Source organism: Salinivibrio sp. MA607 (genome assembly GCF_001996245.1).
GTDB classification, from domain to species: domain Bacteria; phylum Pseudomonadota; class Gammaproteobacteria; order Enterobacterales; family Vibrionaceae; genus Salinivibrio; species Salinivibrio costicola.
This window is the reverse complement of sequence record NZ_MUFJ01000029.1, coordinates 60,272-83,684: the sequence shown is the minus strand read 5'-3', so window position 1 is coordinate 83,684 and position 23,413 is coordinate 60,272. Positions and strand designations below refer to the sequence as shown.

At 50.1% G+C, this 23,413-nt stretch carries 20 protein-coding genes and 1 tRNA gene; 6 read left to right on the top strand and 15 right to left on the bottom strand.

Annotated features, from left to right (window positions below; translation table 11 throughout):
• Positions 1-484 (bottom strand): GrpB family protein (locus BZG81_RS12965; protein WP_077677573.1); only part of this gene is annotated, 484 nt, incomplete at its 3' end.
• 106 nt (positions 485-590) lie between these two features.
• On the bottom strand, positions 591-1,172 hold the full coding sequence (locus tag BZG81_RS12960) for a DUF6988 family protein (protein WP_077677572.1): 582 nt from the start codon (positions 1,170-1,172) through the stop codon (positions 591-593).
• A 331-nt stretch (positions 1,173-1,503) separates the two neighbouring features.
• Between BZG81_RS12960 and BZG81_RS12955 the strand changes: the two genes are divergently transcribed.
• Entirely contained in the window at positions 1,504-1,950 is a 447-nt protein-coding gene (locus BZG81_RS12955; RefSeq protein WP_077460226.1) for a phage integrase N-terminal SAM-like domain-containing protein, read from the top strand.
• Between the two features lie 194 nt (positions 1,951-2,144).
• Here BZG81_RS12955 and BZG81_RS12950 read toward each other — a convergent pair.
• From BZG81_RS12950 to BZG81_RS12935, 4 genes are all read right to left on the bottom strand, one after another.
• A tRNA-Ser gene (locus BZG81_RS12950) sits at positions 2,145-2,235 on the bottom strand.
• A 138-nt stretch (positions 2,236-2,373) separates the two neighbouring features.
• Positions 2,374-3,576, bottom strand: a complete 1,203-nt coding sequence (fabV, locus tag BZG81_RS12945) for an enoyl-ACP reductase FabV (protein ID WP_021022366.1) — start codon at positions 3,574-3,576, stop codon at positions 2,374-2,376.
• Positions 3,577-3,788: 212 nt separating this feature from the next.
• Positions 3,789-6,089: an acyl-CoA dehydrogenase gene (locus BZG81_RS12940; RefSeq protein WP_021022368.1), complete on the bottom strand. Its 2,301-nt coding sequence runs from the start codon at positions 6,087-6,089 to the stop codon at positions 3,789-3,791.
• Between the two features lie 161 nt (positions 6,090-6,250).
• Positions 6,251-6,934, bottom strand: a complete 684-nt coding sequence (locus BZG81_RS12935) for a TetR/AcrR family transcriptional regulator (RefSeq protein WP_025744698.1) — start codon at positions 6,932-6,934, stop codon at positions 6,251-6,253.
• 496 nt (positions 6,935-7,430) lie between these two features.
• On the opposite strand from BZG81_RS12935, the gene BZG81_RS12930 reads away from it, so the two are divergent.
• Entirely contained in the window at positions 7,431-10,073 is a 2,643-nt protein-coding gene (locus tag BZG81_RS12930; RefSeq protein ID WP_077677571.1) for a DUF2339 domain-containing protein, read from the top strand.
• A 31-nt stretch (positions 10,074-10,104) separates the two neighbouring features.
• Here the strand turns inward: BZG81_RS12930 and BZG81_RS15545 are convergent, their stop codons facing one another.
• Positions 10,105-10,302 (bottom strand): hypothetical protein, encoded by a 198-nt coding sequence (locus BZG81_RS15545; RefSeq protein ID WP_131826343.1) that lies wholly within the window; start codon positions 10,300-10,302, stop codon positions 10,105-10,107.
• 89 nt (positions 10,303-10,391) lie between these two features.
• Positions 10,392-11,246: an SDR family oxidoreductase gene (locus BZG81_RS12925; RefSeq protein WP_158011849.1), complete on the bottom strand. Its 855-nt coding sequence runs from the start codon at positions 11,244-11,246 to the stop codon at positions 10,392-10,394.
• Positions 11,247-11,568: 322 nt separating this feature from the next.
• On the opposite strand from BZG81_RS12925, the gene BZG81_RS12920 reads away from it, so the two are divergent.
• Both BZG81_RS12920 and pyk read left to right on the top strand, forming a co-directional pair.
• Positions 11,569-12,423: a MurR/RpiR family transcriptional regulator gene (locus tag BZG81_RS12920; protein WP_021022372.1), complete on the top strand. Its 855-nt coding sequence runs from the start codon at positions 11,569-11,571 to the stop codon at positions 12,421-12,423.
• Between the two features lie 154 nt (positions 12,424-12,577).
• Positions 12,578-14,023, top strand: a complete 1,446-nt coding sequence (gene pyk / locus BZG81_RS12915; protein WP_077460221.1) for a pyruvate kinase — start codon at positions 12,578-12,580, stop codon at positions 14,021-14,023.
• An 81-nt stretch (positions 14,024-14,104) separates the two neighbouring features.
• Here the strand turns inward: pyk and BZG81_RS12910 are convergent, their stop codons facing one another.
• The 7 genes from BZG81_RS12910 to pspA form a co-directional block, all read right to left on the bottom strand.
• Entirely contained in the window at positions 14,105-14,692 is a 588-nt protein-coding gene (locus tag BZG81_RS12910) for a GNAT family N-acetyltransferase (protein ID WP_077669753.1), read from the bottom strand.
• Between the two features lie 20 nt (positions 14,693-14,712).
• Complete coding sequence (gene tyrR, locus BZG81_RS12905; protein ID WP_077677569.1) at positions 14,713-16,254, bottom strand: transcriptional regulator TyrR; 1,542 nt, start codon at positions 16,252-16,254, stop codon at positions 14,713-14,715.
• Positions 16,255-16,652: 398 nt separating this feature from the next.
• Positions 16,653-17,687 (bottom strand): YcjF family protein, encoded by a 1,035-nt coding sequence (locus BZG81_RS12900; protein ID WP_021022376.1) that lies wholly within the window; start codon positions 17,685-17,687, stop codon positions 16,653-16,655.
• An 11-nt stretch (positions 17,688-17,698) separates the two neighbouring features.
• Positions 17,699-19,090, bottom strand: coding sequence for a YcjX family protein (locus BZG81_RS12895; RefSeq protein ID WP_077669755.1), 1,392 nt, complete (start codon positions 19,088-19,090; stop codon positions 17,699-17,701).
• A 90-nt stretch (positions 19,091-19,180) separates the two neighbouring features.
• Positions 19,181-19,576, bottom strand: coding sequence for an envelope stress response membrane protein PspC (pspC, locus tag BZG81_RS12890; RefSeq protein WP_021022378.1), 396 nt, complete (start codon positions 19,574-19,576; stop codon positions 19,181-19,183).
• Complete coding sequence (gene pspB / locus BZG81_RS12885; RefSeq protein ID WP_021022379.1) at positions 19,573-19,803, bottom strand: envelope stress response membrane protein PspB; 231 nt, start codon at positions 19,801-19,803, stop codon at positions 19,573-19,575. Before pspB ends, pspC begins: the two co-directional genes overlap by 4 nt.
• A gap of 21 nt (positions 19,804-19,824) precedes the next feature.
• Positions 19,825-20,493, bottom strand: a complete 669-nt coding sequence (gene pspA, locus BZG81_RS12880) for a phage shock protein PspA (protein WP_021022380.1) — start codon at positions 20,491-20,493, stop codon at positions 19,825-19,827.
• A 161-nt stretch (positions 20,494-20,654) separates the two neighbouring features.
• Between pspA and pspF the strand changes: the two genes are divergently transcribed.
• Both pspF and sapA read left to right on the top strand, forming a co-directional pair.
• On the top strand, positions 20,655-21,650 hold the full coding sequence (gene pspF / locus BZG81_RS12875; RefSeq protein ID WP_077677568.1) for a phage shock protein operon transcriptional activator: 996 nt from the start codon (positions 20,655-20,657) through the stop codon (positions 21,648-21,650).
• Between the two features lie 141 nt (positions 21,651-21,791).
• Entirely contained in the window at positions 21,792-23,411 is a 1,620-nt protein-coding gene (gene sapA / locus BZG81_RS12870; protein ID WP_077677567.1) for an ABC transporter substrate-binding protein SapA, read from the top strand.
• Positions 23,412-23,413 lie beyond the last annotated feature (2 nt).

Sequence of the window (23,413 nt, the reverse complement as noted above, 5' to 3'; positions counted from 1 at the left end):
CTTTTATAAAGCTATTTTTGTAATCAATATAAACATCTATGTCATTGTTACAAATTGCTGCACCACTCCTTTTTATTTCTCCGTATTGACATGCTACATCTCGAAATGCTCTTAGATAATCACGAAACGCGATATGTCTTTTAACTTCCGGCGAGCCTGCTACGAATGCGTGAACTTGATGGGTTCGTTGTATTCCACCTTTTTGGAAATAACGGCGCCCTTTAATACCAAATTCACCCTTCACCAAATACCCCAATGAAGCCATCTTTTCTGATTCAGAATCTAAAGCATCAAGACTTTTCACTTCTAAAAGAATATCGATAATTGGTTTGGCACATAATCCTTTAACCGACGTGCTGCCTATATGATGTATCGCATGAATATTAGCTGCTGTTAAAACAGAACTGATTAGCTCTTTTTCTCTGGCGAAATCGACTAGCCACTGAGGCTGATAATCAATGACTTCAATAATTCTTTGACTCATAACTTCCGATCTACCTAACGCCCAAATAACAGGCTAATAAAGCTTGGATATAACTTTGAGCGCAGCGCACCAAGCCAAGCTTTATTAGTCCGCGTTGATTTTCTTGTTATAAATCCAATGTCGAGAAACCCAAAGCCCTCTGAACTTCAAGCACAGCAGTTTGAGCTTTTCTATCTTCGCTAATTAACGCTAGCTCGCCAGCAACTAACAAACCATAGCTATTTGTAAAATTTTTCACATCTTCGATAAACAGTTTGTCAAAGTTTGATCCAATCATTTCGTCAGATATTCTGCGTGAAACTTGCTCTGCTCCGGAGTGTGTTAATCCATTTAGAGTTTCCCATAAGATCTTCTTAGCCGTTGATAAATCGTTACCTTTTTCCTTTTCAATTTCACTAACCAATGCCCTAAATGGTTTTTTAAAACTGTCTTTTCTAAGTCGATCAATGTCTTTAGCATCCGAACAGTAATAAAACCACATACCTTTAACATAGCTTTCAAAAAGACACCTTAAGAGAGCACTTGCTGAACTATAAAGCTGAAGTTCAAGTAAGGTTAAAATTGAGCGGTAGTGTTCCATGCATATTGAGTAATACGAACTCGCAACCATGACTTTTTCAGTACGCGGTAATTCAATATGGTTTAGTGCCTCTTCTAGTTGGAGCAAGTTCTTCTTTGATTTTTCCATTAATTCACTCGGATTTATAACATTGTATTAGTGCGCGTGCTCGATTTGTCAAAACCGTTACACGCGTCATTTTTTAACTAACTACTTATAATTAAACACATTTTTAACGATTGAAGCAATCACTTTGCCTGCGAAAGTGTGCATGCCGCCTATCCCGGCCAAGGCGTTCACATTATCCCCAAAGGATAAATTGTAACCCTATGATTATATTGTATTAATATTTTCTCTTTCGGCGATAATGTGAATGTGCCTCGAAAAAGCGTGCACACCATTTGGCTTTCCTTACCAATAAGCTGTATGAATAAACAGTCTTAGAGGGAGGGAAAAGATCATGACCAAAAGTCCGTTTATGGCAAGCCTTCAGCACGAGATTAGGCGACGAGGCTATGCGATTAGAACCGAGAAAAGTTACTTGTACTGGGTTCGTCGATTTATCCTTTTCCATCACAAGCAACACCCTACAGAGCTCAGTGACGAGGATGTAAAAACGTTTCTGTCTTATTTGGCGAATGCGCAGCAAGTTTCACCAAACACACAAAAGGTTGCCCTCAATGCATTAGCCTTTCTTTACAACCAGTTTTTAAACCAACCGCTAGGTAAGATTGCGTTTAGTCCGTCCAAAAAATCGCCGCGAATTCCAATTGTGCTCAGTAAAGAAGAAGTTGCCAAAATTTTCACCTACCTTAGCGCAAGAGATAAGCTGATTTGTGGGCTTATGTACGGCAGTGGCCTACGCATCAATGAGTGCTTGAGGTTACGCATTAAGGATTTGCTTTAACACCCACGCTACCGCCCTTTGGTTAGCGGCATCCAAAAGGCCTTACAGGGCAATTTTTTGCGGGCTAGGTTATCAGACGCTGGGCAGTGTGTTTAGGCAAAGGGGTCTAAAATGTTGGCGGGGTCAGAATTTAGAAATTTTGGGGGGGTATAAACGCAAAAAAGCCGCTGACTGAGCAGCGGCTTTTCTATATGTGGCGGAGAGATAGGGATTTGAACCCTAGAAGGGCTATTAACCCTTGCCGGTTTTCAAGACCGGTGCTTTCAACCACTCAGCCATCTCTCCGGAACGCGGCGTATATTATTGGCTTAGGCTTCGCTTGTAAAGTAAAAAGCGACGATTTTGGTTTGTTTGGTTAGCTTTCGTGCAATAAAAAAGAGGCCAGCGTTTGGCTGACCTCTTTCGTCTGTTTTCTAAACAGTTTTAGATGTTTTCGACATCAAATTCTACCAATGGGCTCACGTCTGCGTCGTAGTCTACGCCGTCTACGCCAAAGCCAAATAGCTTCAAGAACTCGGCTTTGTATTCGTTGTAGTCGGTTAGCTCGGTGAGATTGTCAGTGGTGATTTGCGGCCACAAGTCGCGACAGTGCTGCTGAATGTCTTCGCGTAGCTCTAGGTCGTCTAAACGCAAGCGACGCTCGCTATCAACGGCAGGCTCACTGCCATCGGCTTGATAGAGGCGTTGAGTAAACATGCGATGGATTTGCTCCATGCAGCCTTCATGGACCCCTTCTTCGCGCATTTTTTTGAACACCATGGCGATATAAAGCGGCATAACGGGAATAGCCGAGCTTGCTTGGGTCACGACGCTTTTCAATACGGCGACGTTGGCGCTACCACCTTTGGCGGCAAGCGTCTGGTTTAGCTCGTTGGCGGCACGGTCTAAGTCCATTTTGGCTTTGCCTAGTGCTCCTTCCCAGTAAATTGGCCAAGTGAGCTCTGTGCCAATGTAGCTGTAGGCGACCGTCTTGCAGCCTTCGGCCAATACGCCGGCGTCATTGAGTGCGTTAATCCAAAGTTCCCAGTCTTCACCGCCCATGACAGTGACGGTGTCTTGGATCTCTTGCTCAGTAGCAGGCTCGACGCTCGCTTCGATAAGTTGATCTTTGTTGGTATCGACGGCGGTTGAGGTGTACGTCTCACCGATAGGTTTGAGTGATGAACGTACCAGCTCGCCGCTGTCAGGTAGCTTACGGACTGGCGAGGCCAGTGAGTAAACCACCATGTCGATTTGACCCAAGTCTTGTTTGATCAAATCGATGGTTTTTTGCTTGGCCTCGTGCGAGAAAGCATCGCCGTTCAGGCTTTTTGAATACAGGCCTTCTTGCTTGGCAAACTTGTCGAACGCGGCTGAGTTATACCAGCCTGCGGTGCCTGGTTTTTTCTCGGTGCCTGGCTTTTCGAAGAACACGCCTATGGTTGCTGCGCCGCCACCAAAGGCGGCTGCAATGCGTGAGGACAAGCCATAGCCGCTGGATGCACCCACGACCAACACACGTTTTGGCGCATTGGCAATCGGGCCTTGCGCTTTGGTGTAGTCAATTTGTTCTTTTACGTTCGCTTCACACCCCACTGGATGGGTGGTTGTACAGATAAATCCGCGAATTTTAGGTTTGATGATCATATTCAACGTCCCTCACAAAATTGAGGCTAGGATAAATACTAACGCCTGCCTATGCATCCCCTTTTATGGAAAAAGGGCAAAAATACCCAGTGGTTGGAGGTGTTGCAGGCAAAAATAGTGGGCAAGATCGCAGTGTAAATCGGTTCCATGAGCGAGCCAACAAAAAAGCGTCTGCTCATCACAGACGCTTTTCATTAGCGTAATCACAGCATTTAAGCGGCTTTATTTGGGTTGGCTTTGTCGATAGCGCCCCCTTGTAACTGGTTTGAGGTAAACCAATCGGCCTCAAAGTCATCCACTTGTACGGCGTAAGCACGCAACGCATCGGCCTCAAGCAATTTTTCACGCGCATCGGCGGTAATAATATTTTGCTCTACCGCTTGTTGTGAACGGTCGGCCAGGCTGGCTTTACCATTGATTTTCTTGGCTTTTACTGCCTTGATCAGGGCTTTTTCGGTATCACGACACGCCCACATGGCTGTGAAGGCACGTTCCATTACCGCCACCGGATCGTCGGCTTTTTCCCCGACATAGCAAAGATGCGTCCAACGGTCGCGCTCTGCACTTGGGGTCATTAACTGCTCGGCGATCTGGTTGAGCAGTTTATCGGACGGCATCGTATAACGCATGCCTAATGGGAACAGTAGCACCCGTAAACTACGACCCACGCCTTTGGCCGGGAAGTTGTTAAAGGCGCCATCAAAGGCTTTGGCACACTGGGCTAAGCAGTATTGCAGCGCATAGTGCACCATTGGCAGATCTTGGCTTGGACGCCCTTCATCTTCATAGCGCTTCAGGGTTGCCGATGCCATATAAAGGTGACTCAATACATCACCAAGGCGCGCTGAAAGCATTTCGCGGCGTTTTAGCTCACCGCCCAGTGACAACATCGCCACATCGGTGGTTACCGCCAATGCACGACTCATGCGAGTAAGATGGCGATAGTATTTGGCCGTTTCACCACTAACCGGTGCACGGTTAGTCAGCGAGCCGGTTAACGCATTCACTAACCCCATGATGCTGTTTTTAGTGGCATGACCAATGTGTTTAAACAGCAGGTTATCAAATGCTTGTGCGCCTTGCTCTTGGTCTGGGTTAGCCGCCGCTTCCATCTCTTTAAGTACATAAGGGTGGCAACGGGTCGCCCCTTGACCAAAGATCATCAGGTTGCGGGTAAGAATGTTCGCCCCTTCCACGGTGATCGCGACAGGAATACCAAAGTAATGGTGGCCAATGTAGTTGAGTGGCCCCAATTGAATGGCACGACCCGCGTGAACATCCATCGAGTCGTTTAAGATGGTACGCGCGATCTCGGTCATGTGGTATTTAGAAATGGCGGTGATGATCGCCGGTTTCTCACCTTGGTCAAGCGCGGTGGTGGTCAGGGTACGGGTCGATTCAATCAAGTAGTTCAACCCGCCCATGCGACCCAGTGCTTCGGCGACCCCTTCAAAGCGTCCAATATGCATACCAAACTGCTTACGTACATAGCTGTAAGCGCCTGTGGTGCGTGTGGCTAAGTGGCCGACCGCCGTGCCGAGCGCAGGCAGCGAGATCCCACGTCCGGCAGACAGGCATTCCACCAGCATACGCCAGCCTCGACCTACGTAGTCTTTCCCGCCGATGACCCAATCAATCGGAATAAAGACGTCTTCACCACGGGTGGTGCCATTCATGAAGGCCATATTGAGTGGGTTGTGGCGATCGCCTATTTCTACGCCTGGATGGTCTGCCGGGACCAAGGCACAGGTGATGCCGAGATCTTTTTTGTCACCCAACAACCCTTCAGGATCGCCGAGTTTGAAGGCGAGCCCAACGACACTGGCCACGGGGGCTAAGGTGATATAGCGCTTGTTCCAGCTTAAGCGGATCCCGAGAACCTCTTCGCCATTATGCTCACCCATGCAAATAACGCCATGGTCGGGAATGCTCCCTGCATCCGAGCCTGCTTCCGGGCCTGTGAGGCCAAAGCAAGGTACTTCACGGCCATCGGCCAGACGTGGCAGCCAGTAATCGCGTTGTTCTTGGGTGCCGTAGTGCGTCAGTAGTTCACCTGGGCCCAGTGAGTTCGGCACCATCACAGTGACCGCCGCGCTTAAACTGCGCGTCGCAATGCGCGATACGATGGTGGAGTTGGCCAGTGCTGAGAACGCGAGGCCGCCGTATTCTTTGGGGATGATCAGCGAGAAAAAGCGTTCTTTCTTCAAGTAATCCCACACCTCTTCCGGCAAATCTTTTTGCTCTTGCACGATTTTAAAATCGTCCAGCATGGCCAGTAAGGTATCGAGTTGGTTATCAATAAAAGCTTGTTCTTCAGCGGTGAGCGTTGGCTTGCCATAGCTGTGCAAGGTTTTCCAATCTGGCGATCCGGAAAAGAGTTCGCCATCCCACCAAACGCTGCCCGCTTCCATCGCTTCACGCTCTGTCGCTGATAAGGGTGGCAGCACCTTTTTGAAGAAAGTAAACGCTTTGTCACTAATCAGTGAACGACGTAATGAAGTTTGAGAGCTCATGATTCAGGTCCTTTTGTTGATCATGGTTGCACTCTTGTTGCTGTTATTGTGCGACCAGAACGGGTTTTACATTGCATTCCACGCATTGTCAGACATCGACAATAACGTGGGCGAATAAATGAGGGCTGGCTCCACGCCTACCACGCCCATACGTTGTTGCGCTAGTCGGCCTGCGATTCCGCCGCAAACGGAAGCACTTGGCCTTGCTGCATCACTGCTGGCTCGGCGTTCATCCCTGCTGCTAAATACGGGATGAGGCGGTCAACGATCGCTTCAGTGTCTAACGTGCGATCAAAATCATTTTCGGCAATATCACGGAGTGCCTCGCTCGATGCCATGGTGAAAATGGCAGCGCCGAGCGTAAAATGGATGTGCCAGAAGACGGCTTCGGGGGTGAGTGCCGGGTTGGCTTTGTGCACCGCTTGGTTAAACAAGGATAAAACGTGCTCATAGCGCGTGGTAATAAACCAACGCAAGTGCCCTTGCACATCGGTGTAGCCTCGACCAATTAATTGCATAAAGGTGGCCGCGCCATGAGGCCGGTATTGGTCAAGTGCGAGTACCGGCTGTTTGGCACAAGAAAACACTTGGGCCATCGTACATTCACGCTGGCTTAACAACGTTTGCAGTTGTTCGCCAAGTGCGGGCATAAATGCCTCGAGATAACGTCCAAGCACCGCGCGCACCAATGATTTTTTATCACCAAAATGGTAATTCACCGAGGCAAGATTAACCCCTGCTTTGCTGGTGATGGTGCGCAACGATGTTTCTTTAAAGCCATGCTCGGCGAAGAGCTGCTCCGCGGCATCCAGTATTTTCGCTTTGGTGTCGCCTCGTCCTGCCATTATTCATTCACCTGATTTAAACGCTTGTTTAACTTTATACCGACAAGCCTTATTTAACAAGTAAGAAACACCTATGTATCGCATGAGCAACATCACATTATTGAGTGATGACAAGGTGATCAGGCCATTACTGGCGTTCAGCGCCCGTTTGTTGTCACCGTATAATGTTTGGTAAATGATCCGTCTGAAACAGGAGGGGCAAGACGATATGTAACGTATTGAATATCAGAGACTAAGCCAGTAAGCCCGTACGGCCGCAAAAATAGGCGGCGCTTTTTTTATACCAATGTGGGAACCCATTCGCATTTTTGCTAGTCACACCTTGTGCCACTGCTTTTTCTAGAAGACTTTTCTTCTATGCCCACTTGCTCGTTGCTTGTGGGCTTTTTTATGCGCTTACTCCCAAATCTGGGCTCTTTTCGCCCGATTTCGATGATTTAATGTCTATCCACAGTAAAGTGTGTCTGCGTTCGCTAACAGATGTGGTCACCCTATTATGTATTTCACTTTTCTTGTCGCTATGGCGTTGATCATTATGGTCGGCAGTATTTGCGGCGTTGTTGCGATCATTAAAGTGAGTTCCTTGCGTCATGATCTTGAGGCGACCCAACATGCACTGAGGCAGTTGCGTCACAGGCAAGAGACCACGACAAGTTCCAGCGAGAACCATACGTCATCAAGTATCCGTTCGAGCAATGAACCTTCAGTAAAGTCATCAACGGAATCGGACGCTTTAGAGGAAAACCGCGAGCATCATACTCTCCAGCCCACAGATGCCCCCCCTCTTCACGACGATAACGCCATGCGTGCCACCAAAGGACATGCGATGGCATGGCTTGAGCGCGCGAAACAGCAATGGCTGGTTTGGAGTGGCGCCGGTATTTTTACCCTCGGTGGACTTTTCTTAATTTCCTACCTGATCAGCGAAGGCTATTTTCCCCCTCTTGCCCGTCTTGGCTTGGGAGCGCTGTTTGGCGTCGGTTTGATTGTAAGCAGTGAGTGGTTGCACGATAAGTTACGCTGTTATACGCAAATTGATTGGCCGAGCTATGTGCCCGCTGCCATTGCGAGTGCGGGCTTTATCAGCTTGTTTGGCCTGACCTTGATGGCGGCGACGCCCTATCAGTTTATTTCTGATCCTATCGCTGTTGTGATGCTGGCGCTGATCTCGCTCGCTGCGACCTTCTACGGGCTTAGGTTTGGCCCACTGCTGACCGTAGTCGGGCTCATCGGTGCGTATGGCGCGCCATTGTTCTCTACCAGTGCCACCCCCAGCTACGGGTTGCTCGCCAGCTATTTTTTACTCGTCGCCGCCGCCATCACCTATGTGGCTCAACGTGTCGAGCGCCGATGGCTGTGGCGTAGCTTGTGGGGGATGCATCTTGCTTGGCTATTTGCTTTTGCCCATTTTTCGGCGCCCCTGCTTATCGTCACTGGATTTGCTGTCGGCTCAGTCTACGTGCTGATTGCAGTACCAAGATTGGGTTGGTTGCTTAAACCAACATCTGACGGGCCACTATCTTGGCGTATTCTTGTTGATATTCGATCATGGCACCATCACGCACTCGACACCTGGCTGATGCTTGCCATTATGCTGATTGCATCAATGGCGGCATTTCCATTATCTATCACCGCTGGTATTCCATTGATCGCAGCACTAGTGGGGTGGCTTTACCTCGCTCCCCTATTCTCTGTGCGTTGGGGGGCTTGGCCTGCTCTGGGCTTAATTTGGGCCGCGCTTTGGCTACTGACAAGTGATCTTGATAGCTCTGCACTTGCCCAACATATGGGTTTAAGTATCGGTGTGTTTACCCTGTTATATAGTTTGGCCTTGGGTAAGCGTTCGCCAAAAAGCATTCACTTTATCTGGTTGGCGTGCCTAGCGACACCATTAATGGTGAGCCTAAACTCGGTAGTGACGGATCCGTTTTGGGGTGGGCAACCTCCTCACGCATATAGCACCCTATTATGGTCAGCATGTTTAGCCGGTGGCGCGGCGATATTAGCGGCATTTACTCGTTATTTTAAAGGAACAGACCAGACACAACATTTAGTCCGGTTAAGCCTATGGTGTGGGGTGAATGCACACCTTGCGCTTGCGCTGACCTTACTATTGAGCAATTACGCGCTAACCTTGGCGATCGCCCTTCAAGCCGTGGTGATGCTTTGGCTTACCCATAAATACAGGATTACACTCGCTGATTGGATTATTCAAGCCCTGGTCAGTATTGTGCTCGCTCGCGCGACCTTATTATTGCTCACAACCAATCACATGACATCGGTGCCCGATACACTGTGGCTTTATCCGTCGCTTAGTCTGTTGATTTATGGCAGTCAGCGTTGGGTACAAAGCCAAACACTGCCCGCTTGGCTCACGGGTGCCCAGTTACAGCTCATCGCACTGTGGCTGACCAGCACGACAATTTGGCTGTGTGATCTTCAAGGCCTTAGCGGTGTTATCTATTCCGTCTCAGGCGCTGTGGTAATGAGTATGAACTGGTCATTGTTAGCTTGTGTTTATCTTTATCGCTATCGCCTCGCGCAGACGTGCGCTTTTTTATACCGTTTTAGCGGGATAGCACTGCTGGCATTGAGCATACTCATTCAACTGATCCTCTTTGTCGACCACAATCCCTACTTTGAAGAGGTATCTATTGGTTATTCGCCACTTTCCAGTTTGCTCTGGCCTTGGTGGGGCGTCCCCTTGCTGGTTTGTCTTTGGCTGGGCCGAGAGGGATCCTCATCGAGCCTGGCGTTTAACGCGCGAGTACAACTGCTTACGGGTACCGCTGCGGCATTTTTTGGGTTCTTGCTCGTCAACGGATTAATCCGCCAAGCTTGGCAAGGTGACACCATTGTGCTTTCACTGCCAACATCAAACGCAGAGCTTTACACTTATTCATTGGTTTGGTTAGTAATTGGCAGCCTGACTCTGCTCGGTGGATACTGGCAACAATCGGTACGTGTGCAGCAAGGTGCTATGGCGACTTTGGCGTTAGTGATATTGAAAGTTTTCTTGGTTGATATGGCAAGTTTGGAGGGGCTAATGCGAGCTTTGTCCTTCATTGGCCTCGGGCTATGCTTAGTGGGTCTAGGTGGCTTATTCCAGTGGCTCAAACAACGCCAATGGGCCGTGTAGTGCTACACCAATAACACGCAGGATAAATAATTTATATCTGTTTCAATTTAACGAGATGGCGGCGTTTATTGCCGCCAAGTTTGTGATAAAAATCACGAAAACGTCGCCCATTGACAAGATTTGGCGACTTTTTTAAATCATCAGGAACTTCTTGGTCATCGCCCAGTCCTAATGGGTGCATCGGTAAGAAATGCCTTGTCCCCCTCAGCGATTGAGGTGCATGATTCACCTTTCTTTCCGAACTGCTGCTGCTTTTTCTACTTACTTTAGAGTTTATTTGTCTCTACCTTTATTTTGCCCACCTTGTGTGGGCTTTTTTTATTTTGGTGCAGGGTCATCAGACGTTACCTGGCCATTGGCAATCATTTGATAGGGCGACGCATACCGTAAGGTGAGTCCCAGCTGCGCCAGCGTATGCGAGGCATCAATCCATTTTCCATCGCCAGCACTTGGGTGATACTCAGGTGGCGTTAATCCCATTTCACGTGCAGCCCAGCTGTAATAAACGCTTTTGGATGGATGAAGATCCGCACTCAAATGGAAAACATGCCCCCATTGGCGCTGATGAATCATTGCACTGATTGCAGCCATAACATCGCTACGATGGATAAGGTTAACCGGCTCGCTGCCGCCAGACAGCCCTGTACGCCCTGACAACATGGTTGATGGGTGACGTTCACCGCCAATTAAACCTGCCAAGCGCAGCACACTGCCCCGCTCGCCATACACGCGATCAACATGGGCTTCAATGGCTTCATGCGCTTGACCGGATGCCGTTGTCGCGGCGGTCGGTGTTTGTTCTGTGACTTGTCCTTTAAGCTCTCCATACACAGACGTCGTGCTAATAAAGAGCACATGTTCAACGCCCGCTTGTGCCAGATGATCAATAAAGGCGGTCATCGCGTTGCGGTAGGCATCAAAATCGGCATTACGTCGCCCTGCCGCGATATTGATCACCACAATGTCGCAATCAAGCAATGGCTGCGCGTGGTGGTAATCGGGCGCCATGACATCAAAAGGCACCATTGGCGCACCTAGTGACTGGCTCCATGCTTGCGCTGCATCCGATTGGCGCTTGGTCCCCACCACCTGATGCCCTGCCGCTAGCAAGTGCGACGCAAGAGGGGTACCCAACCAACCACAACCACAAATTCCGACTTTCAATCCTGACACAAGCACTCCTTAGGGTTACGTAATTATTTTTCAATGTAATCGGCTTTACACCGCTTTTTGCCCCATTTTTGACCGATTGTTTATTTCACGCTGTAAATATATTCCTTCATTGTGTAAGGAAATAACCAAAAGCGTGAATGGTGACAAAGTTTTCATTCTCAGATAGTCATAATAATGTCATTACAAAGCGTGAGACGATAGACTATTCATCATTAAACGGTGGTCAAAAACCGTGATGATTGACGTACTTAAACACTGCATTTTGTTCGCTCTCAGGGAGCGATAGTTCTTAATTTGGTCTTGAACGTAAGCGGTAACTCAGATGAATACTCTGGAAAAAATACAAAAAAATATTGAAAACTTCAGCAAATCTGAAAGAAAAGTTGCTGAAATAATTGTCGCCTCACCTCAAACCGCTATCCACTCAAGCATTGCGACGTTAGCAAAAATGGCTGATGTGAGTGAGCCAACGGTGAATCGCTTTTGTCGTCGTTTAGACACCAAAGGATTTCCCGACTTTAAATTGCATTTAGCGCAGAGCTTGGCAAACGGTACGCCTTATGTGAACCGTAACGTTGAAGAGAACGACGGTGCCGATGCTTACACAGCCAAGATTTTCGAGTCAACCATGGCCTGTTTAGATGTGGCGAAGAACAGCATTGATACACACCAAATTAACCGTGCTGTTGATATGTTGACCCAAGCAAAGAAAATTTCTTTCTTTGGTTTGGGTGCGTCAGCGTCTGTTGCCCACGATGCGCAGAACAAGTTTTTCCGTTTTAACATCCCTGTCGTCTGCTTTAACGATATTGTGATGCAACGCATGAGCTGTATTAACTGCAATGACGGCGACGTGGTGGTGATGATCTCACACACAGGCCGGACCAAAAGCCTGGTCGACGTGGCGAACTTGGCCCGAGAAAATGGCGCCACCGTGATTGGTATCACCCAGCGCGATTCACCGCTCGATAAGGTTTGCTCGCACACCATTCAACTCGATGTCCCTGAAGATACCGATGAATACATGCCAATGGCAAGCCGCGTGGTGCAAATGACCGTCATCGACGTCTTGGCTACCGGTTTTACCCTACGCCGCGGCCCCGGCTTTAGAGATAACTTGAAACGTGTCAAAGAAGCCATTCGCGATTCACGTTTTCATAAAGAATCATTGACCTAATCCCGAGGAGTGCATGGCACTCCTTTTTTGTGTCATCTCGTTGATATTTTCCGTGCGCTACACTGATGTCAGCGTTTTATTGGTTTATTACTAAGCGGTGATGCTTGCCTTGTAACACGCTTCTTGCGCATCACCCTGTCTACAGGAGTTAATCATGTCTGCAAAATTGAGAAGAACGAAAATTGTCACCACCTTGGGCCCGGCAACGGATAAAGACAGTGTGTTAGAGGCCGTCATTCAGGCGGGTGCCAATGTCGTTCGCCTCAACTTCTCTCACGGCAGTGCAGAAGATCATATTAAGCGTGCCGAACAGGTGCGTGCTATCGCCGCACGACTGGGTCGTCATGTGGGGATTTTAGGCGATTTACAAGGCCCTAAGATTCGCGTATCCACGTTTAAAGACGGCGCTATTGTGCTTGCGGTGGGTGATAAATTTACCCTAGACAGCGATCTGTCTCCGGGAATGGGCGATCAAGACGCTGTGGGGCTGGACTACAAGGCGCTACCGCAAGATGTCACCCATGGCGACATTTTGCTGCTCGACGATGGCCGTGTACAGCTCAAAGTATTGGCCGTTGACGGCACCAAAGTGCACACCGAAGTCACGGTGGGCGGGAAGCTATCAAACAACAAAGGGATCAACAAGAAAGGCGGTGGCCTGTCTGCGCCTGCGTTGACCGAAAAAGATAAACAAGACATTCTCACCGCCGCTAAAATCAAGGTCGACTTTTTGGCTATCTCGTTCCCTCGCAACGGTCAAGACATGCATTATGCCCGCTCATTAGCGCGCGAGGCTGGTCTGGATGCACGTTTGGTCGCCAAGGTTGAACGCGCAGAAACCGTGGTGAGCGATGCCAGTATTGATGACATTATCGAAGCGTCTGATGTGGTGATGGTGGCACGAGGCGATCTTGGCGTCGAAATTGGTGACCCTGAGTTAGTCGGGGTACAGAAACAATTGATCCGACGCGCACGCAGTATGAACCGCTTAGTGATCACTGCCACACAAATGATGGAGTCGATGATCACAGCCCCGATGCCAACCCGTGCAGAAGTGATGGATGTCGCTAACGCCGTGTTAGATGGTACCGACGCGGTAATGCTATCAGCAGAAACCGCAGCAGGACAGTATCCGGTTGAGACGGTACGCGCCATGGCAGAAGTGTGTGTCGGTGCGGAAAAAATGCCGTCGGTGAATGTGTCTAACCACCGCTTGGATCGTCAGTTTGATAGCCAAGAAGAGACGGTGTCGATGGCAACCATGTATGCGGCAAACCATATGAAAGGGATTAAAGCCATGGTGTCGCTGACTGAGTCAGGCCGCACCGCGTTGATGATGTCACGTATTTCATCGGGTAAGCCCATTTTCGCTTTGTCTCGCCATGAACAAACGCTGAATCGTGCAGCATTGTATCGCGGCGTCACCCCCGTGTATTTCGACAGCAACAGTGGTGCCGGTCCGCAAGTAGCGGAGCTTGCCCTGCAGACACTGAAAGCGGGTGGGTTTTTGAATGAAGGCGATCAGGTGATCATGACCCAAGGTGACCAAATGGAAGTGGTTGGCTCAACCAATACGATGCGAGTCTTAACAGTGAAATAGCGAATGTCCATGAGGGCACGAGCAAAAACAGCAACGCAAAAGGCGATCGCAATCGATCGCCTTTTTTCATGGAACCTTCCTTTAGGACGACGATTTAGGGCGCCAGTGGGGATTAATATGTGCCATTAACAGGTGATCTTCCCATTGACCATTAATGAGCAGGTAATCCCGTGCTCGTCCTTCTCGTTCAAATCCAACGGCCTCTAACACCTTGGCACTGCGCGCATTGCATGGCATATAAGCGGCATTGACGCGGTGAATATGGATATTATCGAATAACCATTGATTGGTGGTCGCCAATGCGCGGCGCATAATGCCCTGCCCTTGTGCCGCTTGGTCTAACGAGTAACCGACGGTGCAAGAATACGAAGGATACTGCATCATGCTGGTATAAGAGATCACTCCCAATACCGTGGGAGAATCTTGCTTGGCAATTAAAAAATAATATGCCAGCTGATGCTTTTGTAACTCCATCAGCTGTAGCACCCGCCGTTTCCAGCCCTGTTCGGAGTAAAAGCCCGATGTTCGCGCCGGCTCCCAGGGGGCAAGAAAGGCACGATTGCGCTGAAAGTATTGCACAACTCGCATGACGTCTTCATGGCTGATGGCATCAATGCGCAGTTCATCCACGGATAATCGCGGCAAATCACTCACCGAGGGTTCGTACATAGTCACTGTCTTGGCCCGCGTTATTTCTTACCAATGCCATAGTCGCGCAGTTTATTGGCGATAGCGGTATGCGAGACATCCAGCCGCTTAGCCAGTTTACGCGTGGAAGGGTAGCTTCGGTACAAGTTATGCAATATGCCAGACTCATAACGCTTCATGATTTCGTCCAACGATCCATCAATCGACTCTTCGCTCATAAACTGAGTGTTTTCGATTTCTGGTAACTGCACATCGTCTATCGTCATCACGTCGGCATCGATTTGGGTCATCGCATGCAATAACACATTGCGAAGCTGGCGGATATTACCCGGCCATGCATAGTGGGTCAGGTAGTCTGCAAGGGCGTCATCGATGCTTGGCTTGGATTGGCCCAAATCGGCGGCAAATTGTTTAATAAATAGCTGCGCAAGTGGCATCACATCCGCAGAACGTTCTCTCAGCGGTGGAACCGTCAGCGATAAGACATTAAGGCGATAAAAGAGGTCTTCGCGGAATTGATGCGCGGCCACCAGCTCAGGTAAATTTTTCTGCGTTGAACAAATCACCCGCACATCGACCTGCATTTCACGCTCTTCACCGACCCGACGGAAGGTGCCGTCTTGCATAAAGCGCAGCAGTTTTACCTGCAGGTGACGGCTCATTTCACCGACTTCATATAGGAAGACGGTGCCGCCGTCCGCTTGCTCTAAAATCCCTTTTTTCGCGCTACCGCCCTCTTCTGCGGCGGCCATGCCAAACAGCTCGGTTTCAGCGGCGTTATCAGGCATCGACACGCAGTTCACCAGCAAGAAGGGTTTGTCTGCCCGCAGTGAATGCCGATGGCAAGCGCGCGCAATCATCTCTTTGCCTGTTCCAGTTTCGCCTTGTACCAACAGTGGCGCGTCGAGCATCGCTAATTTTTTAGCTTGGCTCATCAGCTGCTTAAACTTGTTGGATTGGCCAACGAGGTGCTCAAAACCATGGTCGCTAGGCGTGCGGAAAACCGTTTGCGGGGTATTATTCAGCGCCACTTGTTTCAGTTGGACCACGGCGCTCACGAGCACAGGCTGTTCGCTTTCATCGTTGATATGAACAGGCATCACTTCCATGAGGAAGTCGAGGCCAGCCATCACCACCATCCTACAGCTTTGGCTGGCTTCTTCTTTTTCCAGCCAATGGGCAAACTGAAAGTCAGGAAACACGGTGTTCGCATGCTCGTCGATAAGCTGATGCTCACTGGATCCAATCAGATCTTGTGCCGCTTTATTGGCCATATCGATGTAGCCGTCAAGGTTGATCGAGACCACAGGATCGGTCAGGCTTTCGACCAAGGCACGTAGCTCTTTATGCTCGCGCTCGGCAGGCAAGAACTGGACTTTGCGCACATCGGTGACCCCAGAAATCAGTCGAATTTCAGACATCAACTGACTAAAGGCTTCAAATTCAATTTCAGGGCAGTTCAGATAGATAATCCCGACTTGGTCGATTTCGATCCCGCGTAGATCAATATCGCGGCGAACCAGAATATCAAGCAGTTCGCGGGTCAGTCCGATCCTATCTTCACAACAGACTTTCAGTCTCATAATGGATTCCTGTAACGTGACAGTGATACCCAATACCGGCGCAGAACAAGATGGGATGAGGTGATTAAAACCTGCTCTGATCAAGACGTTACAAAAGCAATCGTCAGTATTTTTTCATGCGCCGGATTAGCTGTCAGGATAAGTTGACACTGAGGCGAAGTTTGAGCGGGTTAGGGTTAACAGTCAAGCCCTGATGCCATTTTTGCCTTGCGACATCACGTTTGTAGCACAGACTTTTGCCGTTTAAACTTTTGATTATATTATAAATAAAAACACAAGGTGACAGAGCGCAATGGGCTACGATGTCACCAAGAGCCTGTTACTAAGAGCATGTTACCAAGAGCGTCACCAAGGGCGCCACCAAGAACGTGTCACCACGCGTGCTACACGCATTCGCGTCAGTGGGGTGATTCGCCGGGGGTTGGGCTTTTACCCATTAGCCGTTTTACCAGCTCGCGCCGCAACTGTGACAAGCTCGGGGCCGCTTGCCCATGCCAAGGCAGTGGCCGCATCAGGGTCATGGTTTTTAATCCAAGGCGAGCCGTGAGCAAACCAATCCCCAACCCTTGGGCGACGCGGCCAGAAACACGTCCAGCGAGGTTCACTGAAAGGACATCAAAGCCAACATCGGTCATGGCCTCACTCGCGCCGGCAAGCGCCATGTTGGTGAGAACCATTTTAAGTAAACTCAATCGGGCTTTGACTCCAAGTTGAATGCCATACACGTTGGCAATCTTGGTCATTAAATGAAAATTTCGCCACGCAACCAGTAACATATCGGCGGCCGCCAATGGGCTAACGGCCACCATTAAGGCCGCCTCTTGCGAGTGTTTCGTCACCAAGGCGCGCGCTGCCTTATCTTGAGCGCTGAGTACCTGTTGCTCATAAAGGCCTAAAATTTCGCTGTCGTTATGGGTTGCCGTGATCGCTTGCTGCCACTGTGTAAAAGCTGGACGTTGTACTTGTCCGGTTTGCTCCGCTAACTGACGACAAAAGTGTTCGCCCTGCCCGACCGCATCACTGGCCAGCAGTTGCTCAGCCTGTTGGCGGACAGCATCGCGTTGCAGCAAACGACGCATCGCGCGCCATTCTTTACCCAGCATCACCAATCCAGTCGTGGCGATGGCGATCAACAAACCTTGCCAACCAAGGCTAAGCCAATCTTGCGCTAGCCAGCTTTGATACACACTGTCAGCGGATTGCCACAATGCCAGTAGCATGGTTGCCAACATAAGAAATGGCCACACTCGGCGTCGCTTGCGTGACGAGGGGGCGAGCGTTGCATCAAGTGAGGCTTCCCATTCAGCACTCGCCGCCGGCGTAAAATCATGGTCCGATTCAAACGTGGTGCCTTGTTGTATCCGGCTATCTAATGCCGTCTGGTCTATCTCGGCATCCTGTGCAAAGGTTTGTTTTGGCTTGTATTGGGTCATGACTACCTCATTTATCGAAATTTGTCGCCAAGCAAATAATCCAAGGCTTTATCCATGCGGATATGTGGCAAGGGGGCATCGAGTGGCGCGGGTTGCGGACGAAACGACGGGAAGTCAAACCCTTGATCCTGCCAGAAGGCATCTTCCGGTAACTGAGCCGGTACCTCTCCCGGGTATAACGTCACTGGGCTGTTATCGGCCAAATGGCCTTTTAACGCGCTTTGGGTGCTGCCTTTTACCGAGACATAGCCCGGTGTGGTTGCTTCAATCGCGGCGACACTTTGACAGCGCATATCAATGCCTTCAAACGCCGCCTGTTGCCACGCTTGATGAACAATTTGTTGCAATAGGCTCACCAAGTTTGGATGTTGCTCGGGGGTCACATGATCGGCTTTGGTGGCGGCAAACAACACTTTATCGATACGGGGCGAAAACAGCCGTTTGAGTAACCCTGACTTGCCGTATTTAAAGCTTTGCATGAGCTGCTCAACGGCGAGGCGCATATCGTGAAACGCAGCGGGCCCAGCGTTCAACGGTTGTAAGGTGTCGACCAAGATGACTTGGCGATCAATTTTGGCAAAGTGTTCGCGGTAGAAATGGGCAACCACATGTTCACAGTAATAGTCGTAGCGCGCTTTGAGTACCCCATAGTTGGAGTCTTTCCCTGCTTTGGCCAAATCCTGTTCATTGTCCGAGCCAACCCAAGGAAAGAACTGCACCACAGGTGCACCAGCCAGTTCCCCAGGAAGCACAAACCGGCCAGGTTGCACCCAATGCAGCCCGCCATGTGCTTTACACTGGTGTAAAAAGGCCGTGTAGTCGGCAGCAATCTCAGCCAGCTTTTTTTCATCTGCAGGTGCAAACGGGTCGAGCGCCGCGGCTTTGGTTGTCCACGTGCCAGCAAGCTCGCCACGACGCCCGGTCAATAATCCCGACTGTTTAGCCGACCATTGCGAGTAGGTTTGACTCAACAAGGGTAAATCGAGCAGCCACTCTCCGGGATAGTCAATAATATCAACGTACAAGGTCGCCATGTCGTTAATAGCTCTCAGTGCGGCAGACTGGGGGCGATACCGCACGGCTAGGCGTACTTCACTGACATCACGCGTGGGTGACGGCCACACCGGCGGAGTACTATGTAGCGCCTGCATGGCAGAGTCGTAATCAAACGCGGGCAAGTGCATATGTGGATGTGGCTCTCGACGCGCCCCTAATCCACGTCCCTGCTGCACCAGTTGCATTAACGGCAAATTAGGCTCGGTCCCCAAATGCGTCAGCTGGTTAATGAGTGAGGTAATAAAGGCCGTTTTTCCCGCACGCGAGAGGCCAGTAACCGCAAGACGAACATGACGGTCAGCGCCTCGGCTGGCCCACTGCTTTACGCGCCTTTTCACTGATGGCATAAGTTTTTATGGCTCCTTGATCAGCCAAGCTGCCTACGACAGGCAGCCGCTGTGCATGGTTAAATGCGTGTTCTGATAAGTTGAGGCGGATTATAGCTTTTTAAACGCTTGATCAACGTTAAACGCTGATGATGTCACATAGGCTTCCATCTGGGTGATCTTGTCTTCCATTTGCGTGAACTCGCCGTTGAGATCACGGATCAGTTGGCTGGCTGACTTGCCCGACTGCCATGGCTTTTGTTTCACCTGATGCGCTGGCGCCGCTTGAGCCGGCTCAACCGTTTCGTGTTCTTGCGCCGGTTTTTTATCTAAGATCAGCACGGCGGCGATGTAGGCCACCACCACAAAAAAACCGAAGCCGAGCAAAAACGCGGAGACCGTCAGGATCCGCACTAACCAGGTTTCCATCCCAAAGTGGTTGGCAAGGCCGGCGCACACACCGGCAATGCGGCCGTTGTCTGGATCTCGATATAAGGTTCCCCTCATGCGCGTTGCCTCCATTGTGGCGCTTCAGCATCAAGCAAGCGCTCTAAGTTATCCACACGGGCTTGCAGTTTTTCAGCGCGCTGAGCCAGCTGCTGTAACGTTTCGTAATCTTGCCCACTTAAGCCCTGCTCAACTTGGCGTTTACTGCGGTAATGCAGCAACAGCCATAGCGGGGCGACGAACAGTAAAAATATCGCCAGTGGAAAGCCAAGAAATAGTGATGACATGTCCGCTCCTCGTCGTATTGGTTATGATTGATTATCTTTCATTTTGGCTTTTAAAGACGCCAACTCTTTCTCAATTTCGTCTTGGGCTTGAAGATCCGCGAACTCGTCGTCTAGTCCTTTGCCTTTGCCAACTTGATAACTGTCGGCTTCCGCTTCGAGTTCGTCAATACGGCGCTCGTATTGTTCAAATTTCGCCATTGCTTCGTCCGCACGACCACTGCCGAGGTGACGACGTACATCACGACGATTGCCCGCAGTCTCACGGCGAATGCTCAGCGATTGCTGACGTGCCCGCGTTTCGCTCAGCTTGGTCTCAAGCGCTGCAATTTCACCACTCAGTTTTTCAACGCTTTCCGCAATTAAACTCAGCTCTTCATCGAGTGCGACTTTCACGTCATGCGCTTTCTGTTTTTCGATCAATGCAGCGCGCGCGAGATCTTCACGATCTTTTTGCAGCGCTAGCGAGGCTTTTTCCTGCCAGTCTTGAATTTGGCGTTCGATGTTTTCAATCTTACGCGCGACTTCTTTTTTATCTGCCAGCGCTTTCGCTGATGATGTCCGCACCTCTACCAAGGTGTCTTCCATTTCTTGAATGATCAAACGGATCATTTTTTGTGGATCTTCCGCCTTATCGAGCAAGGCATTGACGTTGGCATTGACGATATCTGCAAAACGAGAAAAGATTCCCATCATTGACTCCTTCTATTTGTTCAAGTTTGTTTAAACCTACTCACACTTATTCAAACGGTATGCCAACTTTTTATGCACTATTTTTCAATCGGTTAAAAGCAGTTGCGTCGGCCTTCTAAACCGTTCATGATGAATAAAACCACTATTTGGTAAAAATCGCCATGCGAGAACAAGATAACTTACTGGGGGAGTCAGACCGTTTTTTAGCCGTGTTAGACCATGTTAGTCGGCTGGCCCCGCTCAACCGTCCGGTTCTGATTATGGGTGAGCGCGGCACCGGGAAAGAGTTAATCGCGCAGCGTCTTCATTACCTCTCAACCCGTTGGTCACAACCGCTTGTGAGCTTGAATTGTGCGGCGCTAAGCGAGGGGCTGATCGATTCTGAGCTCTTTGGCCATGAGGCCGGTGCTTTTACCAGTGCCAAAGGCCGACATGCGGGCCGATTTGAGCGCGCTGAGGGCGGAACTCTATTCTTGGACGAGATTGCTACCGCGCCTCAGGGCGTTCAGGAAAAGTTACTCCGTGTGATTGAGTATGGCGAATATGAACGTGTTGGCGGCACCACGCCTTTGCGCGCAGATGTTCGGCTGGTGTGCGCCACCAATGAAGATCTACCCGCGCTTGCGCAAGACAACCAATTTCGTCCTGATCTGCTGGACCGGCTCGCCTTCGACGTTATCCATCTTCCCCCGCTTCGCGAGCGCCAGCAGGATATCTTGATCATGGCCGAGCACTTTGCCATGAAAATGGCGGTTGAGCTCGGTTATCCATTATTTGCGGGCTTTTCGCAACCGGCCCAAGCACAATTGCTAACACACTCCTGGCCAGGTAATGTGCGAGAGCTGAAAAATGCAGTTGAGCGGGCGCTTTCGCGCCATAATGATGCCACCACACCCATCAATACGATTTGTCTTGACCCATTTTCACCGCCTTGGCAGCCTCAGCAATCCACACATGCTCCTTCAGCGGTCAAAGGTTCATTTCCAGCCTTTCCTCTTGATCTGCGTGAGTGGCAAACCACACAAGAACGCGATTTGGTCACAGCGGCGTTGTCGCAAGCCAACTATCATCAGAGGAAGGCCGCGCAGTTACTCGGCCTAAGCTACCATCAATTCAGGGGGCTGTTGCGCAAGCATAACGTGGGACAAGATAACTAATCTTGTGGTTGCTCAACCTTTATCGGCACAGGGACAACTCACGGACACAGAAACGCAAGATAACCCCTACTTTACTTGGTGGTAAGACCGTTTCGGTGGTAGATTACGGGATTCATTTTGATAGCTGATTTTACTTGGTTTATGCGCGTTTTTTTCCAGTTTTTGATCCTGGGCGTGAGCGGTCTGCTTCTCGCAGGTTGTGATGCGGCTAACGATCAACGTGCGGCCGACAACCGTGGTTTTGTGTTTTGTGGCCCAGGCCAACCGAACACATTTAACCCTCAGTTGACCGATGGCGGCCTGACCGCAGACACCTTATCGAGCCAGCTGTACGATCGCCTGCTTCAGCTGAACCCTGACACCTACCAACCCGAGCCCATGCTCGCGAAAAGTTGGGAGGTCAGTGATGACGGTAAAACCTATACCTTTGTACTCCGTCGTGGTGTGGCTTTTCATCGCAGCGTGACCTTTACGCCGTCTCGTTACCTCAATGCTGAGGACGTTGTTTTCTCTTTTCGGCGCTTGATTAACCCCCGTCACCCTTTTCATCGCATTTCTGGCGGCCAATATCCATGGTTCGATAGCATGGATTTTTCAAGTTTAGTCTCGAGTGTCAAAGCGACCGATACCTATCGTGTGCAATTTACCCTCTCGCGACCCGATGTGTCGTTTCTTTCTACACTGGCCACCAAATTTTCGGTGATTCTTTCAAAAGAATATGCCAACCAATTATTAGCCGCCGGTACACCGGAAAAGATCGACGCCTACCCGGTTGGCACCGGCCCGTTTGCTATGGCTGAATATCAGCCTCGTGAATTAATTCGTCTGCGCCGCCACTGGCAATATTGGCAAGGTCCCGCCCCGATGGAGCAGGTGGTCTTTGATATTTCAACCCGAGGAACGGGCACCTTGGCAAAAATGCTGACGGGTGAATGTGATGTGCTCGCCTCTCCCGTTGCCAGTCAGTTACCCGTCGTGGTGAATGATCCGCGCTTTCGTTTATCATCTCAAACGGGGATGAACGTGGCGTTTATTGCGCTCAACACCCGCCATCCAGCGCTTTCGCAGGTGGCGGTTCGTCAGGCGATCAATCTGGCGATTAATCGCGGCGCCTTACTAAGCTCGGTGTATTATGGCACAGGCACGCCTGCCACCAGCTTGTTGCCACCGATGTCCTGGGCGTATGACCCTAATCAGCAAAGCCAACATGATCCCAAGCTCGCAGCGGCCCTGCTCGCCAAAGCCGGGTATCGCCATGGGTTCAGTGTTGATTTAACGGTGCCATTAAAGCCCACGGCGTTTAATCCAAGTCCGCGTAAAACCGCCGAACTGATCCAGGCCGATCTGGGAGAAATTGGCATAGACGTAAATATCATTCCAGAAAAAACCGTTAACCGCGCATCGATTCGGGAAGGCGATGACAGTCACGGTATGGTGCTTACCGGTTGGGTGGCCGATAATGGGGATCCTGATGCTTTTTTACGCCCATTACTGACTTGCAATGCCAAGTTCACGGGGTGGAATATCGCCAATTGGTGTAACCGCTTTTTCGATCAAACCTTAAATGAGGCAATTGCGACAGACAATATGGCCATGCGCAAAACCTTATACCAGGACGCACAAACCATTCTTGACCGTCGGATGCCGGTGGTGCCACTTGCCCATGGTATTCAACACCAAGTCCGTGATGCACATTTAACCGGGCTCACGATGACACCCTTTGGGGCAGACAGTTTTGCTGATGTGTCACGGGAGCGCTAAAC

What these genes read in the sequence shown, in the direction of transcription:
- BZG81_RS12960 (WP_077677572.1), bottom strand. Translation starts at nt 1,172, where the DNA reads ATGGAAAAATCAAAGAAGAACTTGCTCCAACTAGAAGAGGCACTAAAC.
- BZG81_RS12955 (WP_077460226.1), top strand. Translation starts at nt 1,504, where the DNA reads ATGACCAAAAGTCCGTTTATGGCAAGCCTTCAGCACGAGATTAGGCGA.
- fabV (WP_021022366.1), bottom strand. Translation starts at nt 3,576, where the DNA reads ATGATCATCAAACCTAAAATTCGCGGATTTATCTGTACAACCACCCAT.
- BZG81_RS12940 (WP_021022368.1), bottom strand. Translation starts at nt 6,089, where the DNA reads ATGAGCTCTCAAACTTCATTACGTCGTTCACTGATTAGTGACAAAGCG.
- BZG81_RS12935 (WP_025744698.1), bottom strand. Translation starts at nt 6,934, where the DNA reads ATGGCAGGACGAGGCGACACCAAAGCGAAAATACTGGATGCCGCGGAG.
- BZG81_RS12930 (WP_077677571.1), top strand. Translation starts at nt 7,431, where the DNA reads ATGTATTTCACTTTTCTTGTCGCTATGGCGTTGATCATTATGGTCGGC.
- BZG81_RS12920 (WP_021022372.1), top strand. Translation starts at nt 11,569, where the DNA reads ATGAATACTCTGGAAAAAATACAAAAAAATATTGAAAACTTCAGCAAA.
- pyk (WP_077460221.1), top strand. Translation starts at nt 12,578, where the DNA reads ATGTCTGCAAAATTGAGAAGAACGAAAATTGTCACCACCTTGGGCCCG.
- BZG81_RS12910 (WP_077669753.1), bottom strand. Translation starts at nt 14,692, where the DNA reads ATGTACGAACCCTCGGTGAGTGATTTGCCGCGATTATCCGTGGATGAA.
- tyrR (WP_077677569.1), bottom strand. Translation starts at nt 16,254, where the DNA reads ATGAGACTGAAAGTCTGTTGTGAAGATAGGATCGGACTGACCCGCGAA.
- BZG81_RS12900 (WP_021022376.1), bottom strand. Translation starts at nt 17,687, where the DNA reads ATGACCCAATACAAGCCAAAACAAACCTTTGCACAGGATGCCGAGATA.
- BZG81_RS12895 (WP_077669755.1), bottom strand. Translation starts at nt 19,090, where the DNA reads ATGCCATCAGTGAAAAGGCGCGTAAAGCAGTGGGCCAGCCGAGGCGCT.
- pspC (WP_021022378.1), bottom strand. Translation starts at nt 19,576, where the DNA reads ATGAGGGGAACCTTATATCGAGATCCAGACAACGGCCGCATTGCCGGT.
- pspB (WP_021022379.1), bottom strand. Translation starts at nt 19,803, where the DNA reads ATGTCATCACTATTTCTTGGCTTTCCACTGGCGATATTTTTACTGTTC.
- pspA (WP_021022380.1), bottom strand. Translation starts at nt 20,493, where the DNA reads ATGGGAATCTTTTCTCGTTTTGCAGATATCGTCAATGCCAACGTCAAT.
- pspF (WP_077677568.1), top strand. Translation starts at nt 20,655, where the DNA reads ATGCGAGAACAAGATAACTTACTGGGGGAGTCAGACCGTTTTTTAGCC.
- sapA (WP_077677567.1), top strand. Translation starts at nt 21,792, where the DNA reads ATGCGCGTTTTTTTCCAGTTTTTGATCCTGGGCGTGAGCGGTCTGCTT.